General features: G+C 47.4%; 16 protein-coding genes. 9 read left to right on the top strand and 7 right to left on the bottom strand.

Annotation, left to right across the window (positions count from 1 at the left end):
- Positions 1 to 29: 29 nt before the first annotated feature.
- From ACO1NU_RS14935 to ACO1NU_RS14925, 3 genes are all read right to left on the bottom strand, one after another.
- Positions 30 to 2,072, bottom strand: a complete 2,043-nt coding sequence (locus tag ACO1NU_RS14935) for a helix-hairpin-helix domain-containing protein (RefSeq protein ID WP_448819290.1) — start codon at positions 2,070 to 2,072, stop codon at positions 30 to 32.
- Positions 2,062 to 2,868 carry a hypothetical protein gene (locus ACO1NU_RS14930; RefSeq protein ID WP_448819289.1) on the bottom strand — a complete coding sequence of 269 codons (807 nt, stop codon included), beginning with the start codon at positions 2,866 to 2,868 and terminating at the stop codon, positions 2,062 to 2,064. The genes ACO1NU_RS14935 and ACO1NU_RS14930 overlap by 11 nt, the downstream gene beginning before the upstream one ends.
- Before the next feature lie 77 nt (positions 2,869 to 2,945).
- Positions 2,946 to 3,716, bottom strand: a complete 771-nt coding sequence (locus tag ACO1NU_RS14925; protein WP_448819288.1) for a queuosine precursor transporter — start codon at positions 3,714 to 3,716, stop codon at positions 2,946 to 2,948.
- Between the two features lie 125 nt (positions 3,717 to 3,841).
- Here ACO1NU_RS14925 and ACO1NU_RS14920 point away from each other — a divergent pair, with 125 nt between their 5' ends.
- From ACO1NU_RS14920 to ACO1NU_RS14910, 3 genes are all read left to right on the top strand, one after another.
- Positions 3,842 to 4,621, top strand: coding sequence for a nitrilase family protein (locus ACO1NU_RS14920; RefSeq protein WP_448819287.1), 780 nt, complete (start codon positions 3,842 to 3,844; stop codon positions 4,619 to 4,621).
- 61 nt (positions 4,622 to 4,682) lie between these two features.
- Positions 4,683 to 7,133: a penicillin-binding protein 1A gene (locus tag ACO1NU_RS14915; protein WP_448819286.1), complete on the top strand. Its 2,451-nt coding sequence runs from the start codon at positions 4,683 to 4,685 to the stop codon at positions 7,131 to 7,133.
- A 47-nt stretch (positions 7,134 to 7,180) separates the two neighbouring features.
- Entirely contained in the window at positions 7,181 to 10,378 is a 3,198-nt protein-coding gene (locus tag ACO1NU_RS14910; RefSeq protein WP_448819285.1) for a DPP IV N-terminal domain-containing protein, read from the top strand.
- A 52-nt stretch (positions 10,379 to 10,430) separates the two neighbouring features.
- Here the strand turns inward: ACO1NU_RS14910 and ACO1NU_RS14905 are convergent, their stop codons facing one another.
- Complete coding sequence (locus tag ACO1NU_RS14905; RefSeq protein WP_448819284.1) at positions 10,431 to 10,775, bottom strand: GIY-YIG nuclease family protein; 345 nt, start codon at positions 10,773 to 10,775, stop codon at positions 10,431 to 10,433.
- Between the two features lie 89 nt (positions 10,776 to 10,864).
- On the opposite strand from ACO1NU_RS14905, the gene ACO1NU_RS14900 reads away from it, so the two are divergent.
- The 4 genes from ACO1NU_RS14900 (at position 10,865) to ACO1NU_RS14885 (ending at position 14,419) form a co-directional block, all read left to right on the top strand.
- The gene (locus ACO1NU_RS14900; protein WP_448819283.1) at positions 10,865 to 11,641 is read left to right on the top strand and encodes an XRE family transcriptional regulator; all 777 of its coding nucleotides are present in this window, start codon (positions 10,865 to 10,867) and stop codon (positions 11,639 to 11,641) included.
- 72 nt (positions 11,642 to 11,713) lie between these two features.
- The gene (locus tag ACO1NU_RS14895; protein ID WP_448819282.1) at positions 11,714 to 12,112 is read left to right on the top strand and encodes a hypothetical protein; all 399 of its coding nucleotides are present in this window, start codon (positions 11,714 to 11,716) and stop codon (positions 12,110 to 12,112) included.
- 139 nt (positions 12,113 to 12,251) lie between these two features.
- Entirely contained in the window at positions 12,252 to 13,448 is a 1,197-nt protein-coding gene (locus ACO1NU_RS14890; protein WP_448819281.1) for a pyridoxal phosphate-dependent aminotransferase, read from the top strand.
- On the top strand, positions 13,445 to 14,419 hold the full coding sequence (locus ACO1NU_RS14885) for a bifunctional heptose 7-phosphate kinase/heptose 1-phosphate adenyltransferase (protein ID WP_448819280.1): 975 nt from the start codon (positions 13,445 to 13,447) through the stop codon (positions 14,417 to 14,419). The genes ACO1NU_RS14890 and ACO1NU_RS14885 overlap by 4 nt, the downstream gene beginning before the upstream one ends.
- A gap of 30 nt (positions 14,420 to 14,449) precedes the next feature.
- Here ACO1NU_RS14885 and ACO1NU_RS14880 read toward each other — a convergent pair whose 3' ends face one another.
- Entirely contained in the window at positions 14,450 to 15,697 is a 1,248-nt protein-coding gene (locus ACO1NU_RS14880) for an ABC transporter permease (RefSeq protein WP_448819279.1), read from the bottom strand.
- Between the two features lie 259 nt (positions 15,698 to 15,956).
- On the opposite strand from ACO1NU_RS14880, the gene queA reads away from it, so the two are divergent.
- Positions 15,957 to 17,006, top strand: coding sequence for a tRNA preQ1(34) S-adenosylmethionine ribosyltransferase-isomerase QueA (gene queA, locus ACO1NU_RS14875; protein WP_448819278.1), 1,050 nt, complete (start codon positions 15,957 to 15,959; stop codon positions 17,004 to 17,006).
- A 6-nt stretch (positions 17,007 to 17,012) separates the two neighbouring features.
- Positions 17,013 to 17,687 carry a 2-C-methyl-D-erythritol 4-phosphate cytidylyltransferase gene (locus tag ACO1NU_RS14870; RefSeq protein ID WP_448819277.1) on the top strand — a complete coding sequence of 225 codons (675 nt, stop codon included), beginning with the start codon at positions 17,013 to 17,015 and terminating at the stop codon, positions 17,685 to 17,687.
- 51 nt (positions 17,688 to 17,738) lie between these two features.
- On the opposite strand, the gene ACO1NU_RS14865 is transcribed toward ACO1NU_RS14870, so the two are convergent.
- Together ACO1NU_RS14865 and ACO1NU_RS14860 are read right to left on the bottom strand one after the other, a co-directional pair.
- The gene (locus tag ACO1NU_RS14865) at positions 17,739 to 17,891 is read right to left on the bottom strand and encodes a lmo0937 family membrane protein (protein WP_448819276.1); all 153 of its coding nucleotides are present in this window, start codon (positions 17,889 to 17,891) and stop codon (positions 17,739 to 17,741) included.
- A 225-nt stretch (positions 17,892 to 18,116) separates the two neighbouring features.
- The gene (locus ACO1NU_RS14860) at positions 18,117 to 18,338 is read right to left on the bottom strand and encodes a DUF2795 domain-containing protein (protein ID WP_017258669.1); all 222 of its coding nucleotides are present in this window, start codon (positions 18,336 to 18,338) and stop codon (positions 18,117 to 18,119) included.
- Positions 18,339 to 18,394 lie beyond the last annotated feature (56 nt).

Raw genomic sequence — 18,394 nt, 5'->3', positions numbered from 1 at the left:
CCGGAGAAAAACAGGTTTGATAAAAGGCCTCATCTGAAAACATACCTGAACTGAAGCCTGACATCAGACTTCGTGTTTCCTGCTATCAGATCCATATCACTTCCTATTTCCTTCTTGTCTCGGTAACTTGAACAGGCATAACGAAGCCAGATATCCATGTCCCGCCCCACGCGGTACCTGCCATTCAAATAGAACCGAATCCCCCGGTCCTGGTAAGATGTCATCCCATAGCTATACAGCACGTCATTCTCAAACGCGTAAATCCTGGAATCAAATCCTCCGGTATGAAACCATGCTACTCTTAAATTTCCACTAAACCTCCCGCCCAAAGGTTTAAAGATCACATCCTGATAGAGAACAGAACCATATTGAACGACCGAATCTTTCTGATAGCGCACCAACTCTGCCCGGTTCCTGAGAGTCCAGGTTTTATTCAGGGAGTATATCAGATCCAAGCGGTAATTCTCCTTCTGTACCGGCACCAAGTAGTTTACCGCATTCTCCACGGCATCATTCTGCTGCTTGCCGACAGACCTGAACCGAAACGATAGCTTGGTCTGTTTAGAGGGCGACCAGACCGCCTGCGTGACGATCTCTTTCCCTACCGAAGGGGCATCTACCCGATAACGCATCCATGGAAAACGGAACAGATCCGCATAGAAAGACCACTCCCACTTCGAATTCAGACGTATGTTCAGTCCCGAGTAGAGCCCACGTTCATTAGCAACACCCGTCCCCTCCGCTACCGCACCGTTGAAGAAGGAGTGATAGTCTGCCTGATAGTTGCGGTAGAGCACAATAGCAGAAACCTGCCGCGACAAGCTCCCCATAATGCCACCAATCATCGCCAGTCCCCCGCCAATACTATGTGCCAGCTCTGCAAATGAGTAGGTGTTTTTCCAGGTACAATTGGAGTATACCGAACCTGTCGTCAGATCAGATCCCGAATAATCAAAGCGCTCATAAAGCGCGTCACCCGGGTGGAGAGCTTTACTAAGATGCGTCCGCGACACTAATGCTCCCAGTCTGAATCCTTTATGCTCGTATTGCACAACAGAGCCAAGCACCATTTGCCCTTCAGCGTTCCTTTTATTCAACTCCGAAGTTGTACGATGCAGCCCCGTAACGCTAATGGAACTGATCTCAGCAGCTCCCAGCGAGTCGCCGTCCACAACAGAAGCATCTATCTTCCGGTAAGAAATGAAAGGGCTGATCTCCAGCTTGCGGAACACCATGGTGGCTGCCAATCCCCGGAAAAACCCAGATTCGTTTGTAGATGAATAAGGCCTCACACCCGCCTGCGTCTTTGCGATTCCACTGATAGTGGCGCCCTTGCCAAACCCAAGTCCCGACCATAAGGCAAGGCCCTGTCCAAACTGCAGGGAGTAATCACCCAGTACCACCTTTCTGATTAGCCGGCTTCCTCTGATAAACACATTGGCCGAATAAAAATCGAAGCCCTTAGCCCCGTTTTGAAAAGCAAGTCGCTCACCCGCGTCTTTCTCCATGGTAATTGCCGCCGAAATTTTATTCCCCTGATAATACCGCAGGCGCGACACCAGCCGAAAGGACGAACCCTCGTAGTGCCGAACGGAGTCATCGGCCTGATACCCCCTCTGGTGTTGCAGCACCTTTCCAAAGGTGCTCATCCACTCCAACCTGCCGGGAACACGCGCCAGATCCCGCTGCAACAATCCGGACTTGCGGATCTCCACGAAGGGCAGCAGCTGCTCAATCAGCGGCCAGGTGTAAAGATCGATCAGCTGCAGTTCCTGCAAGTCTGTAAACGCGCCGTTCTCCTCCCTGTAGCGAATCAGATTTTCTGCCTGGAGTGGACTAATGAACACCAGCTGACATAAATCCCCTGCCGTTACCGTATTCAGATCAATAGGATGTTCTTTGATGTAATGAAGTCTTTCGGCCAGTTCTGAATAGTCCTCTTCCGGCTGCCCGTTCTCAGCGATGGTCTCCAGTATCGACCCGATCACCGGATCTGCCGTCTCTGTTTGCGCGCGGGTACCAAGCGCCAGGAGCATCAACAAACACGTGACCAGAAGAGCCCTAAAACGCATAGCTTAGTGAAATCTGAGGTGTATATCCCAACACAAAATGGTTGCTGATCGCGATGTCAACATGAACATGTTCCATCTTGTAACCTAGCCCGGCATTTTGATTAAAAGGGTGCATGCCTAAACCTGCTCTTAAAGCAAGACAACTCAATACATTGTATTCCATACCGATGCGAAAGTCTGATCCACTACTATCGTTACCCGCCCCTAACGAGGCAGTACATAAGAGTTCATCCGAAAACTGATAGGCGCCACCCACAGATACTTCCAGCGGAATAGATTCAGAAGCTGACTCTTCATAGCCTGAACCCGACAGATTCGAAATACTCGCTCCCACCCGCAGCGCTTTTGTAAGCCGGTATTGAAGGCCGGCATCAATTGAGAACGCACTCGTGTTGCCGTAACCTGGAATGCTTAGTTGATGATAATTGAACCCAAGAGCCGTGTAGAGCGCATCGCCAAACCGCCTGCTAAAAACAAAGCCTAGTCGGCTCTCCTGATAAGCCGAGAAACCAAAGCGCTGAAGGCCTAGTCCGAAGACATTCGACTGTAACGGTAGAACCACAGCCGCAGCTTGTGTACTCAGGCTTGTTCCCGGAAAGTTCTTCTGATAAGTCAGCGCAACTTCAGGACGAAGCAGGCCTGCAATACCCGCAGGATTGCTCTGCAGAGACCATACGTCCTGCATAGCCGCGCCCGCATTCCCCATAGACACCATCCTGGATCCTGTGTTTACGTACTGAGCCCTTGCTGAAGCAGCCAAAAGCAGCAGGAAAAACAAGGGGCGGCGCACTTTCATGCAGGTGATAATTGGTCCGCCGAAAATTAGAAAATTTTAATTGGCAAGAAAAAAACTTAAAAAATATTGTACAACAACTAATCCTTTGCTGCTTGTAAACGCAGCTGTTCAGACGTCTCCTTACCGAGGAACCGGTCGATCAAGCCATGCAGCAGATACAGTATCGGCGTCATCCTGATAGCAACAATGAACTTATAGGAGTAATTGACAAAGCCGATAGCGGCCACCATCTGCCAGCTCCAGTTATATTGAGGGTTCAGGTAAAAAGCAATAAAGATCACCACGAAGCTGTCAATGAATTGCGACACCACGGTAGAGCCTGTTGCTCTCAGCCAGAGGCCCTTCTCCCCGGTTGCCTTTTTGATCCGGTGGAAAATGGCCACATCAACAAACTGACCCACCAAAAAGGCGATGATCGACCCTACAATGATCCACATTCCCTGCCCCACAACGCCTGAAAAGGCCAGGTTCATATCAATCTCCTTACCCTCAATCACCTGTTTTACCCAGAAATCAGCGGGTACAAGGTCCATGGCAAAACCAATAATGATAAACGCATAGGCAATCAGCATAGCAGTGATGAGCGAGAGGAATCGCACCTGCCTCAGGCCGTAGTATTCGTTGATCAGATCGGTAGTGATAAAAATAAGCGGCCAGGTAAGCACGCCGGCAGACATATTGAACGACAGTCCAGGAACTCCGAAAAGATCCATGTCGAGCTTATTCATTCCCAGCGACTCTTCCACGCTGAAGATCTTTACACCAATAAGCTCCGCCAATATGGTATTGGCAACCAGAAAGGCGCCAAGCACCAGAAACAGCTTGCTTTGCCGACCCTCTTTTATCATAATATTCCGCTTTCTTAACAGTAAAGCTATAATTTTTCCTCATTTTTACACTTTCATTTTTGGAATAGACCAATCATCAGAATAAAACGTTATCTAGTCTTACATTTACGATCTGAATATTATTGATGAGCATTTTAAAAATAACAACCTTTCAGGCTTACCTCTTCTGGGAAAACGTAGAAAAGAACCTGAAGAACCTGTCGCTGAGGTTATCATCGATCCGCGAAAAGACTGACCTGATCGTCTTACCGGAGATGTTCAGCACCAGCTTCACCATGAATGTAGAATCCCTGGCTGAAGAAATGAACGGCCCCACGATGCAGTGGATGCTTGAACAGGCTCAGCGCTTCAGCTGTGTGGTAACCGGCAGCCTGCCTATAAAAGAAGATGGTAAATTCTTTAACCGTCTCATCTGGATGCGACCCGACGGAACTTTCGAGAAGTACGATAAAAGACATCTTTTCGGTCTCGGCAAAGAAGATCGTGTATATACCCCGGGCAAAGAAAAACTCTTTGTAGAACTCAACGGATGGAAAATATGTCCCGTTATCTGCTACGACCTCCGCTTTCCCGTATGGCTTCGCAATACCGATGCTGAATACGATATCCTTCTCGTTGTGGCTAACTGGCCTGAAAAACGTTCCTCGCACTGGAAGACACTGATTCCCGCGCGGGCGGTAGAGAATCAGGCCTTTGTAATCGGCGTAAACCGAGTAGGTCACGACGGCAATGAAGTTTACCATGCCGGCGACTCGATGTGCATCGATCCAAACGGAAAGACCGTTTACTATAAACCAAACGACGAGGATCTTTATACATTCTCCATCTCAGACGATGAGTTGCACAGGGTGAGAAGAACACTTCCCTTTCTGAAGGATGCAGACCACTTTGAGATAAAAGATTAATACATTCACCAGCAGCAATATATTTTTACATACTCAGGATAAGCTATTTTCCGACACGTATATGTTCAAAGAAATTAAGATCAAGCCCTTACGTTATCTTGTCATCATCCTTTATCTTATCATCATCTTTTTTTGTACCATAGAAATCAATTTTCTCTGGCTTTTTGGTTACTCACCCACAATCAAAGATATTCAGGCGCCCAATATGCGGATCGCTTCCGAGCTCTACACAGCCGACAGCACCCTCATAGGCCGGTATTATAAGGAAAACCGTAGTCCCATAGAGTTCAAGCAAATTACCAAGGGAACCATCAACGCCCTGGTAGCTACCGAAGACGTGCGCTTCTTCAACCACTCCGGTGTTGACCTTCGCTCCCTGCTTTCCAGCATGGTTTCTACCGTGTCGGGCGATAAACGTGGAGCCAGTACGATCACGCAACAGCTCGCCAAAAACCTCTATCGCACACGTAACAATAAACAACAGGGACTCATCCGCAAGGTTCCCGTGGCCAGGACCATCATTTACAAGTTCAAAGAATGGCTTACAGCCATGAAGCTGGAGCAACAATACAGCAAGGAGGAAATCCTGACCATGTACCTGAACACCGTGCCTTTCGGCAGCAACACCTACGGTATCAAAACAGCATCTAAGCTTTACTTTAACCGAGAGCCCGAAAAGCTTGATATAGAACAATCTGCACTCCTCGTCGGGATGCTGAAAGCAACCACAACCTATAATCCTGAGAACCATCCGGAGAGAGCATTGGAACGCCGAAATGTCGTTCTATCCCAGATGGAAAAGTACGGATACCTTAGCAAAGAAGAATTTACCAGATACAGCAAGCGCCCGCTTGATATCCGCAAGGGACAGATCACAGAAGAAGAACGTGGCGACTCCTACCTCCGTTCGGCGGTAGAACGTTACCTCAGTGACTGGGCCGAAGAAAATGGCTATGACCTCTACGAATCCGGACTCAAGATCTACACTACAATCGACTCCCGACTGCAGAAGTATGCCGAAGAAGCCGTTGCCGAACAGATGAAGATCCTGCAGAAGCGCCTCAATAACGCCTGGGGAAAAGAGGAACCATGGCGCACATCCGACGGAAAGGTCATCCCTGACTTCCCGCAGAAGGCTGCGCAACGCCTGCCCATCTATGCCGCTCTGAAAAGGAAATATAACGGCAACCAGGATTCTATCGATGCCTACCTGAATAAGCCCAAGAAGATGAAGATCTTCAGTTGGGACGGCGATAAAGAGGTAGAATATTCAACCATCGACTCCATCAAGTACTACGCGAGTATACTGAACACGGGAATGATGACGCTCGATCCTTTTAACGGACACATCAAAGTATGGGTGGGCGGTATCGACTTCGAGCACTTCAAGTACGATCACGTCAACCAGGCAAAGCGTCAGGCCGGATCAACCTTTAAGCCCTTTGCTTACCTGGCCGCCCTGGAGAGCGGAATGTCTCCATGCGATAAGTTTGTAGACAAGCCCGTTCGGATCGAGTATCAGGAAGACGACTCTACCAAATACTGGGAGCCCAAAAACTCAAGCTACTCATTCTCCGGAATGGAAATGAGCATGCGCTGGGCCATGGGTAAATCAGTCAACTCCATCACTGCACAGATTACCGAGCAGGTAGGCTGGGACAATGTTGTCAAATACGCCCATGACTGCGGGATCGAAAGCGACCTCAAGTCTGTCCCTTCCATCAGTCTGGGATCAGCGGATGTATCCGTATTCGAAATGGTAAAGGCTTACGGAACATTCCTGAACAAAGGCGTTCGCACCGAGCCTATTCTCGTAGAAAAGATCACCGATCATGATGGTCGCGTGCTAGAGAACTTCAAGGCCGAACAGAAAAGAACGCTCACCGAGGAAATTGCCTGGCTGATGCTGTACATGTTCAGAGGTGGTATGGAAGAACCGGGAGGAACCTCCCAGTCTCTTTGGGAATGGGACCTTTGGAAAAAAGGCAACCAGATCGGCGGCAAGACCGGTACTTCGTCTGACTTCGTAGACGGCTGGTACATGGGTATTACCAAAGACCTCGTAACCGGTGTATGGGTAGGCTGCGACGAAAGAAGTGTCCATTTCCGCACATCCGGAACAGGAGAAGGTTCGCATACAGCACTTCCTATCTTCGGAAGGTTCATGGAGAAAGTCTACCACGACTCTAACTCCGGTTATACATACGGCGCATTCCCGGCTCCAGGCACCAAGATCAACAGAGAATACAACTGCCCGTCTCCGCGCTACACCATTGACACCTCGGCTGCCGACACAACCGCTGTAGACTCACTGGCGGAACCGGATTCACTCATCATTGATGAATCGCTCTATGATCATGAAGATGCGCTGGTACCGGCAGAAAAACAGGAGGCTCAGCCACCCAAAAACACCAGTCAGCAAACCGAACCAGAAGACTCGCGGTCTGAAAGAAAAAGGAAGAGACAAGAGAGGCGCGAAGAAAGAAAACAAAATAAAGAACAGAACAATTAAACAACTGAAAATCTGTTCTCTATAAGCATCCATATAAATCAGCGTATATGAAACACTTAGACCTAAATGTGAAGAGTCTGATAAAGGGGGCTGTCTGCTGCCTCTCTGTTCTTTGTCTGCTCATGCTCACCCTACCTGCAAAGGCACAATATTTCGGACAGAATAAAGTCCGTTATAAAAACCTGAAGTTTCAGGTCAACCAATCTCCTCACTTTGAACTATATTACTACCTGAAGAATGACAGCCTGGTTAAGCGCTTCATGCAGGAAAGTGAACTTTGGTATGACCTTCACCAGCAGGTTTTCAGAGATACCTTCTCCCGGAGGAACCCTGTGATCCTGTATAACAACCATGCCGACTTCCAGCAAACTACGGCGATCTCCGGCAGCATCAGCGTAGGAACCGGTGGTGTTACCGAAGGAATGAAGAACCGGGTGGTCATGCCGATGATGCAGCTCAACCAGCAAACACGTCACGTGCTGGGTCACGAGCTTGTCCACGCCTTTCAGTACCACTCCCTTATCGAAGGAGATTCGACAAATCTCGAGAACATCGGTAATCTTCCCCTCTGGATGGTGGAAGGTATGGCAGAGTACCTTTCTATTGGAAAGGTGGACGCCTTCACCGCCATGTGGATGCGCGATGCCTACCTGAATAAAGACATCCCAACCCTGCGCGATCTGACAGAGAGCAATAAATATTTCCCTTACCGCTATGGTCAGGCATTCTGGTCATACGTCGGCTCCACCTACGGGGATACCATCATCGTTCCGTTCTTCAAAGCGACGGCCAAGTTCGGTTACCAGAACGCTATTCGCCGAACCTTCGGATACGACGAGCGGACTCTCTCCAACCTGTGGCGTACCAGTATCGAAAACACATATCGTCCGATGCTGAAAGATACTTCCCAGGTGCCTGTAGGAAACAAACTGATAGACAACAAAAACGGCGGAGAGATGAACGTAGCTCCTGCTATTTCTCCCGACGGGAAGTATGTTGCCTTTCTCTCCGAGAAAGAACTCTTCAGTATAGACCTGTTCCTTGCCGATGCGAAGACGGGACAGGTGATCAGAAAGCTAACCAGCAGAACATCGAACACCCATATTGATGAGTTCAGCTTCATTGAATCTGCGGGTGCCTGGTCTCCCGACAGCAAGAAGTTTGCTTTCACGATCTTCGCCCAGGGACGCAACAAACTCATGATCGTCAATGTAGACAACGGCAAAGTACTCATGACGGAGTCGCTCGGCGACGTCCGCGAATTCAGTAACCTTGCCTGGTCGCCTAATGGAGAAGACATTGCCCTTACTGGCTTGAAAGAAGGTCACAGCGATCTGTACCTTTTCAATACAAGGACAAAGAAGATCACCCAACTTACAGACGACAAGTACTCCGATTACCAGCCATCCTTCTCGCCCGATGGAAAGCAACTGCTGTTTACCAGCGACAGGACAACATTGGAACGCGGTTCCACTTCCGTGGATATCTCCTATAGCCTGGCGACAATGGACCTTTCTACAAAAGCCATCACCAACATCGATGTTTTCCAGGGAGCAAATAACCTCAATCCGCAGTTCTCTTCAAGCGGCGAACAGATCTATTTCCTCTCCAACCGCGATGGTTTCAGGAACCTTTACCGCTATACCCTCGCCAGTGAACAGGTGGAACAGCTGACCGACTACTTTACAGGGATCAGCGGCATCACCGAGTACTCGCCTGCATTAAGTGTATCCAGAAATGACGATGTATTGTACTCGTACTACCGCTCACAGAAGTACACCATCTATAATGCAAAAGCGTCTGATTTCAAGCCGCAGCCAGTCGATCCGGTCGCGATCAATTTCGAAGCTGCCACGTTGCCGCCATTGAGGCAAACAGGTGTAGACCTGATCAATGCCAACCTGAGAAACTTTGAGCGTTTTGAAACCATCGGTACCGAAAGGATCACAGATGCGAAGTACAAACCTCAGTTTAAACTCGACTATCTGGCGAGTAACGGAGTCGGAGCCTCTGTTGGTCGTTTCGGTACAGGTCTTTCCAGCGGTGTTCAAGGTATCTTCAGTGACATCCTCGGCCGAAACCAGATTTTTGCCACCGCCGCAATCAATGGTGAAATCCACGACTTCGGTGCGCAGTTCGCTTATATCAATCAGCAGGGGCGTGTGAACTTTGGTACCTCCATCTCGCACATCCCCTACCTTTCCGGTTTCTATGTTAGCCAGATTGAGGCAGGAGATAACCCAGCTAAAACCGGTTACAATTATGTTGAGGGAACAGACCTCATGCGGACGTTTGAAGATCAGGTGCAGGTTTTCGGGATATACCCCTTCTCCCGAATCTTCCGTTTTGAAGTCGGTTTAGGTGCTGCCTACTACAGCTACCGCATCGACCGGATGGCTAACTACTATATTGCAACGGTAGATGAAGGTACGGGACAAGTGACCGGCATTGACAACTACCCTTTCGACTCAGACCGTCGTAAATTAAAAGGTGATCGCCTGGCAAGTGCCTATCCGGGATACAGTTTCAATTCCTTCACCATTTATCAGACCAACGCGGCTTTTGTAGGTGATAACTCCTTCTCTGGTGTAACCTCACCACTAAGCGGCTTCCGATTCCGTCTGGGCGTTGAAAGCTATATCGGTGACTATACCTTCAATGCGTTTAGTGCCGACCTGCGCAGATACGTCAGGATCAAACCCGTCACCTTGGCCGGACGCTTTTACAGCTATACGCGTTTTGGAGAAGATCAGAGTGCCTTATATCCACTGTTTATCGGCTATCCATACCTGATCCGTGGATATGAGTCGAGCTCACTCTATGCTAATAATGGAGTAAATAATGCTGGAATTTCCTTCGATCAATTATCCGGTTCTAAAATAGCCGTGGCCAATTTCGAAGTGCGCCTTCCTTTTACGGGTCCCGAGAAACTCGCTGCCGTAGAATCTAAATTCCTGTTTAGTGATCTGAACCTGTTTTTTGATATCGGTATCGCTTACAACCAAAACTCAAAACTGAGATGGAAAGCATCCGAAAATCAGCAGCAGGTCGACATTCCTTCGCAGAATCCAGTTCTTAATAATTCCTCGTCAACGATCGAGCGGATACCCGCTATGAGTGCCGGTATTTCCCTCCGGGTAAATATGTTTGGTTACTTTGTTCTGGAGCCTTACTACGCATTTCCATTTCAACGTAAGGACATCAAAGCCGGTGTATTCGGTCTGACCTTCGCTCCCGGCTGGTAAGCAAAGCAGCAGTTCTATTTTATTTTCAAGCAATACAAGGAAAGCGGTTCACTCAAGCCGCTTTTCTTATTCTAAGAAGAGCTGAAATATCTGCACGCATTACTTCCTCTTCATACTCTAAACCGGGAGCCAGATCAATCCAATCCGGATTCACCTCTCTAATCAACTTCTCTTTCTGTGCTCTCGTGAATTTGCAAATCTGGTTAAAACGATATAATGCGTCCTCTTCAGATAAGAGCTCCTCGAAATAAATCAGTCTGCTAAGTTGACTAGTATTGTCGAAAAACAGATTGGGCATTTCTTTATAAAAACTTACGGTCTTCAGTAAATCAGAACTCATGCCGACATGTAGGGAAGTACGGTTTCTGTCAGTAATTACGTAAACAAATCTTTTCATGATTTTTCGCCTTTATATATGAGAATTATTTGCTAATTTTATTGGCATAAAGATACTAACATTATTAGTAATTCAAAATTTATTTTAAAATGCGCAACATTTCGAACAATCTACGATACCTAAGAAAAAGCAAGGGCCTTACACAGCAGCAATTCGCTGATTTAATGGAGATTAAACGATCTCTTGTAGGAGCCTATGAGGAAGACCGCGCAGAGCCCAGATATGATTTGCTAAAAAAATTCGCAGAGTTTTATGAACTCAGCATGGATGAGTTGATCAATGAAAAGATCACTGAAAAGTGGAAACCCAAGCAAAAAGCCGATGCAAAAGGCGTTCGCGTGCTTAGTATTTCAGTAGATGCAGAAGATCGCGAGAATATAGAACTGGTTCCCGTGAAAGCCAGCGCAGGCTATCTGAACGGGTATGCAGACCCCGAATACATCAGTGAACTGCCCAAGTTCAGGCTTCCTTTCCTTCCTCAGGGTACGTTCCGCGCCTTTGAGTTGAAAGGTGATTCGATGCTCCCGTTGCAGCCCGGCACCCTGGTCATCGGCGAGTACATCGAAAACTGGACTGACGTAAAAGTTGGCGAAACCTATGTCTTCATTACTAAGTCTGATGGTATAGTCTATAAACGAGCCGGAAACCGCTACCGGGAAAACAAGACCATTAAGCTGATTTCCGACAATCCGGTTTACGATCCCTATGCTGTACAGGCAGAAGACATTCTCGAAGTCTGGAAGGCAAAAGCCTACATCTCTACGAGTTTCCCTGATCCGGCACCGGAGCCAACCATGGAAAGCCTCACAGCGATGATGGCGCAGATGCAGAAATCAATAGCCCAGATCAATCAATCTAAAAACTAACGCATAGAAATAAATATCATCAGGTTAAACCAGCGGTTCCATTTGGCGTCTATATCTCCAAAAAGAACCTATATGAAAAAGAATCTTTTGTTAATCGCTTTCTTAGTAGCAACAATCTCCTTCAGTCAGGCGCAGCAACGTCCGCAGCGTAACCCGGAAGAAATGGCAAAGCGCAGCCTGGAAATGCTAGACAAGCGCCTGTCGCTGACGGATGATCAGAAAACGAAAATTTCGGCTATCCTGCTTACACAAAGCAAGGCTATGGATAGCCTGAGGAACGCTGCAGGAGCACAGGGAGACCGTGAGGCTATGCGCAGCCAGATGCGTGGCTTCCAGCAGCAAAATCAGGAGAAGATCAAAGAAGTACTGACCGATGTTCAGAAGAAGAGCTACGAGACCTTTATCACTGAGCAGCGTAACGGAATGGGAAATGGCGGTCCCGGCCGTGTGCGTGAAACACCGGCAAACTAGCCATCTTTTCTCCCACCTATAAAAAGCGGCATTTCATGTCGCTTTTTTTGTTTCCTGAGCATCCACTCAGGCCATTATAAGCCTGGTCTTTCTTTGCAATCGCCTCTACCATTAACCACAATTAATATATATTTGCAATATGAGTATCTTATCTAACCGCATAAATAACCTCGACGAGTCGGCCACCATCAAAATGGCTAAACTTGGACGGGAGTTGGCAGCAAAAGGGGTTGACGTGATCAGCCTTAGTCTTGGGGAAACAGACTTTTACACGCCTGACTTTGTAAAAGATGCAGCGAAAAAAGCAATCGACGACAATTTTTCTTATTACACGCCGGTACCGGGATATCCGGAACTGCGCAAGGCTATTGCAGAAAAGTTAAAGCGTGAAAATAACCTCGATTATAACTTTGATCAAATAGTGGTATCTACGGGAGCGAAGCAATCGCTCACCAATGCGATACTTTGCCTGGTAAATCCCGGCGAAGAAGTGATCATCCCCACTCCTTACTGGGTGTCTTACTCAGAGCTCGTTAAATTAGCGGAAGGAACTTCTGTATTCATCAATACCACGCTGGAAACAGATTTCAAAATCACGCCTGAAGAACTCGAAGCAGCCATTACGCCGAAAACCAAGTTATTCATGTTCTCCTCTCCTAACAACCCTACAGGTACGGTGTACACTCGGGAAGAGCTGGCGGCACTGGTAAAGGTATTCGAGAAATATCCGGAGATCTATATCATATCAGACGAAATCTACGAACATATCAACTTCCTTGATGCACACGTGTCTATTGCAGAATTTGCAAGCATCAAAGACCGTGTGATCATCATCAACGGATTATCTAAAGCATACGCGATGACGGGCTGGAGACTTGGTTTTTCTGCCAGCAGCAAAGAGATTGCTAACGCATGCGACAAACTTCAGAGCCAAATCACTTCAGGAACCTGCTCTATCACACAAAAAGCCGGTGTTGCTGCCTATAATGGCACACTCGATAGTGTTAAGGAAATGCAGGTAGTTTTTGAAAAACGTCGTAACCTGGTTTTCGACCTGTTGAAAGAGATACCGGGACTTAAGGTAAACCTGCCTGCCGGTGCATTCTATTTCTTCCCGGAAGTCAGCTCTTTCTTCGGAAAGACCACTGAAGAAGGCGAAGTGATCAATACTTCCGACGAACTGGCGCTGCACATCCTCAACAAAGGACACGTAGCCGTAGTGAGCGGAGATGCATTTGGCGACAAAAACTCGATCCGGATCTCTTACGCAGCTTCTGAAGAAAAACTCATAGAAGCCTGCAAGCGGATCAAGAGCACACTAGCAAACTTAAAATGATCGACGTATTCAGTAAGTTCGATACACTGAACATTCTGATCATTGGAGACGTCATGATGGACTCATACCTTTGGGGAGCTGTAGAACGCATCTCCCCAGAGGCTCCTGTGCCCATCATTTCTGTTAAGAAGCGGGAGAACCGTCTCGGTGGTGCCGCCAATGTGGCCCTGAACGTTCAATCACTCGGCGCAACACCTCTCATCTGTTCCGTTATCGGGAATGATGGCGAAGGTCAGGCATTCCTTCATTTGCTGGAAGAGCATCAGCTTTCCGCTGAAGGTATGATCGTTGCAGAAGGAAGACCAACAACGGTTAAAACCCGCGTCATTGGGCAGAATCAGCAGATGCTGCGCATCGATGAAGAAACCGATGCTTTGCTGCACCCGTCCCTTCGCGATGAACTGTTCGGCCGCATCATCGGCATTCTTCAAAGCACAGAGATTCACGCCATCATATTCGAAGATTACGATAAAGGCGTGATCAGCGAAGATCTTATATTTGCGGTAGTTGCCGAGGCTAAAGCCAGGCAGATCATTACCGTGGTAGATCCCAAGAAAAGAAACTTCCTCCACTACAAAGATGTCACGCTGTTCAAACCTAATCTGAAAGAACTCCGTGAAGGTTTGAAGATGGAGATTGATATGAGACAAAGCGAGTCGCTGGAAGCTGCGGCAAGGGAATTACAGCAAGCATTGAGGGCTGATCATATTATGGTAACCCTTTCTGAACTTGGAGTCTTTATGCAGTCGGCGAGCCACAGGGAAATTATTCCCGCGCATATCCGCAAGATAGCGGATGTATCAGGCGCCGGAGATACGGTCATTGCCACCGCAGCGGTCTGTATGGCAGGCGGCCTCGACGTGTTCAAAACCGCAGCTGTAGCCAATCTGGCTGGTGGCCTGGTTTGCGAGCATGTGGGTGTAGTCTCTATAGACAAGGATACACTTCTCAAAGAAGCACAAAAACTTTAATAGCAAGTAAGAGTTGTACTCAGGTCGCTCTTACTTACTTCTTATCGCCTCCACCGGATCCAGCCTCGAAGCCATAAAGGCCGGGATAATCCCGGAGATCAAACCGATAGCGGTGGACAGGATAAACATCAACACCACCTTACTCATATCTACAATAATGTCGACGTCTGCAATCATATGCAGGATAAAGGCGAGCAGATACACGATACCCAGCCCGATGAGTCCTCCCATAAGACACAAAGCCACCGCCTCGATGAGGAACTGCAGCAGAATGAAGTAATTCTTTGCCCCCAGCGACTTCTGAATTCCGATTATATTCGTTCGCTCTTTTACAGACACAAACATGATGTTGGCGATCCCGAAACCTCCTACCAGGATCGAAAAGATACCGATCACCCCTCCTGCCAGGTTCACGACGGCAAACATGCTGTCGAGCTGCGCGGTCAGCACAGTTGACTTATTTAGTGAGAAGTTATCGTCCTGAAGCGGACTAAGGCGTCGCACCGAGCGCATCAGTCCCCTGAGTTCACTTTCCAGCTCCTCCACAGGCACCCCCGGTTTCCCCCTCACGGAGATTTCCGGTCCATATTGTTCACTTTGAATATCGATTACGTTTCTAGCGAAACTAAGTGGCAGAAGCACCGTTTTATCAGCAGACGTGCCCAGCATGTCTTCCCCCTCCTCGGCAAAGACGCCGATGACGGTTATCTTACGCCCCATGGCATTGATGGTCTTGCCCACGGCTTTCTGATTGGGAAATAATCCTTCGGCAACGCTGTAGCCGATAAGCGCGACGGGACTGCCCGCTTTCGACTCTGCTTCCGAGAAATACCGCCCGTCATCCAGATCAAAGTTCCAGGTTTTGTAGTAGTCGTGAGTGACGGCCGATACCTGTGCGCCCTCCACACTGTTACTCTTGTATTTGATAGTCCGGTTGCCGGCCCATACATTATAGGACAAAGCTTCCGCGTTCGTAATCCGCTCTTTCAGTTTCTCAAAGTCGCGTATTGAAGCATTCGGCCGGTTCATATATTTCCACCACTGATAATCGCCACCGAACTCCCAGGGCCACTTTTGAACATAAATGGTATTGCTGCCCAGCTTGTCGACACTGCTCTGAAGGTTGTTTCGCAGCGTATCTACAGCCGAGAATACGCCGATGATCGTCATGATGCCGATCGTTATACCGATCAGCGACAAAAACGTTCGCAGCTTGTTCTCCTTAAGCGAAGAAAAAGCAAAGTAAAAACTCTCGAGAATCAGCTTTAAGACGATCATACATAAATTTAGACAAAGCTGTTATCAATTAGTTACACTTCGCCAAAATTTTAATAAAGCCTATACTTCCTTCTCAAATGCAGCATAGCGCCGGGGTAAGAGAGAGGTGCCGAACGGGTACATGAACCACTACTCACCGACACCTGTAGAACAGATGCTCATCTCCCATTCACACTAATCTAGCACCCAGGAGGTTATAAAATATTCATGTTTAAATTTATTTTTCACTAACTTTGCGCCCTAAATTGAGTATTCGTATATGAAATTATCCCAGTTCAAATTCAATCTACCTGATTCTTTAATAGCACACAATCCTTCGGATCAGCGGGATGAGGCACGTTTAATGGTACTTGACCGCAATACTGGAGCGATAGAGCACAAAATCTTCAAAGATGTGATCAATTACTTCGAAGAAAAAGACGTGATGATCCTGAACAACACCAAGGTATTTCCTGCCCGTATGTACGGTAACAAGGAAAAGACAGGTGCCACTATTGAAGTGTTCTTACTACGTGAGCTTAATAAAGAACTGCGCCTATGGGATGTTCTTGTAGATCCTGCACGTAAGATCCGGGTAGGAAATAAACTCTACTTCGGAGAGAACGACCTCCTGGTTGCCGAAGTTGTCGACAACACTACTTCCCGCGGACGTACTATCCGTTTCCTTTTCGATGGCACAGACGAAGAGTTCAGACGCAATATCGAAATTCTTGGAGAGACACCGCTTCCTAAATACATCAAGCGTAAAGCTACTGCTGAAGATAAAGAGCGTTATCAAACCATCTTCGCCAAAAACGAAGGTGCTGTTGCTGCTCCTACTGCAGGTCTGCATTTCAGCCGTGAGTTAATGAAGAGATTAGAGCTGAAGGGAATCGACTTTGCAGAAGTGACCCTGCACGTGGGCTTGGGTACATTCAGACCTGTTGAAGTAGAGGATCTGACCAAACACAAAATGGATTCAGAGCAGTTTATCATTGAGCAGAAGACTGCTGACCTGGTAAACAAGGCGATTGATGAGAAGCGTCGTATCTGTGCCGTTGGCACTACCAGTATGCGTACCATCGAATCAGCAGTGTCAGCCAACAAGAGATTGAAATCAGCGAACGACTGGACCAGCAAGTTCATCTTCCCTCCTTACGATTTCAGCATCGCGAATTCCATGATCACTAACTTCCACACTCCTGAGTCAACCCTGCTGATGATGATTTCGGCTTTTGGTGGATATGAGAATGTGATGAACGCATATGAAGTAGCTGTAAAAGAGAAATATCGTTTCTACAGCTATGGTGATGCCATGCTGATCATCTAAAGAGCATTGAACGGTTACGCCATCATAGTTGCCGGAGGCTCCGGGAAGCGCATGAACGCTGATTTGCCCAAACAATTTCATTTGTTGTTGGGGAAGCCGGTTCTGATGCATACCCTTGAAGCCTTCTTCAACTCCGAACGGCAGCCTGAAATTATACTTGTGCTGAACGCAGACTTCCACGCCTACTGGCAGGAACTTTGTGTTCAGCACAATTTTTTTATACCCCATACCCTCGTTGCAGGTGGTGCCGAACGTTTTGACTCGGTTAAGAATGCTCTGATACATATCCAGGCAGACGAATCGCTGGTGGCGGTTCATGATGCTGTGAGACCGGTGATAGATGATGAGCTGATCAGCCGCTGTTTCAGAGAGGCAGAGCGACTGGGCTCGGTCATCCCGGTGACGGAAAGTCGCGACTCGCTGAGAATGGCTCGCGGAACAGGCACTGTTGCCTTAGCACGTGCTGAAGTGATGATTGTGCAGACGCCGCAGGTTTTTAAAAGCAGCATTTTGCGGGAAGCTTACCATCAGGCTTTTTCACCTTTCTTCACAGATGATGCTTCCGTGGTTGAGAAAGCAGGATTTGAAATATTCACCACAACTGGTTCCCCTGCTAATATTAAGATCACCTATCCCGAGGATCTTGCTGTTGCCGCGCTCTACCTTAAGCTAAAGGCATAAAAAAAGATCTGCCCTTTCGAACAGATCTTAATTACGTTATAAAATTCCTGACTAGGACGCTCCCCTGATGACACGTAGAAGGACAGCAACGATTGCAATCACTAATAAGATGTGAATAATTCCGCCTGTAGCGTATCCGCCTAAGAAACTCACCGCCCAAATGATTACCAAGATGACTGCGATGACATAAAGTAGATTTCCCATAGTATTATAGTTTTCGTGATAGATAATTAATTATACCATAAGAATGCTAAAAGCGACTCTTTGTTTATTTTTTTACAAATTAAATTTTAAAAGACTGCAAAACATTTTGATAATCAGGGAAAAATGAATATTAGAATCTAGGGTGGGCGCAGACAAGACTGAGTCGTACGTGTGGCGACTGAAAAGTTTTAGAAATCAAAAAAGCCCTACCAGAGGGCAAGGCTTTTAATACTCGTCTTCATTAAAGAAGAAGTCGTCTTTGGTCGGATAGTCCGGCCATATTTCTTCGATATTCTCGTAAGGCTCGCCGTCATCCTCCAGCGCCTGTAAGTTTTCAATCACTTCAACTGGAGCTCCTGAACGGATTCCATAGTCTATTAATTCGTCCTTAGTCGCTGGCCAGGGAGCGTCTTCGAGGTGAGATGCTAATTCTAGAGTCCAATACATATTTCTTAGAATTTAAGATTTAAATTTTCGCAAAAGTATAATAAAAATATTTAGTT

It is taken from the genome of Arcticibacter sp., assembly GCF_053551015.1.
The sequence above is the reverse complement of the archived record's forward strand: the minus strand, read 5'-3'. Positions and strand labels throughout refer to the sequence as shown.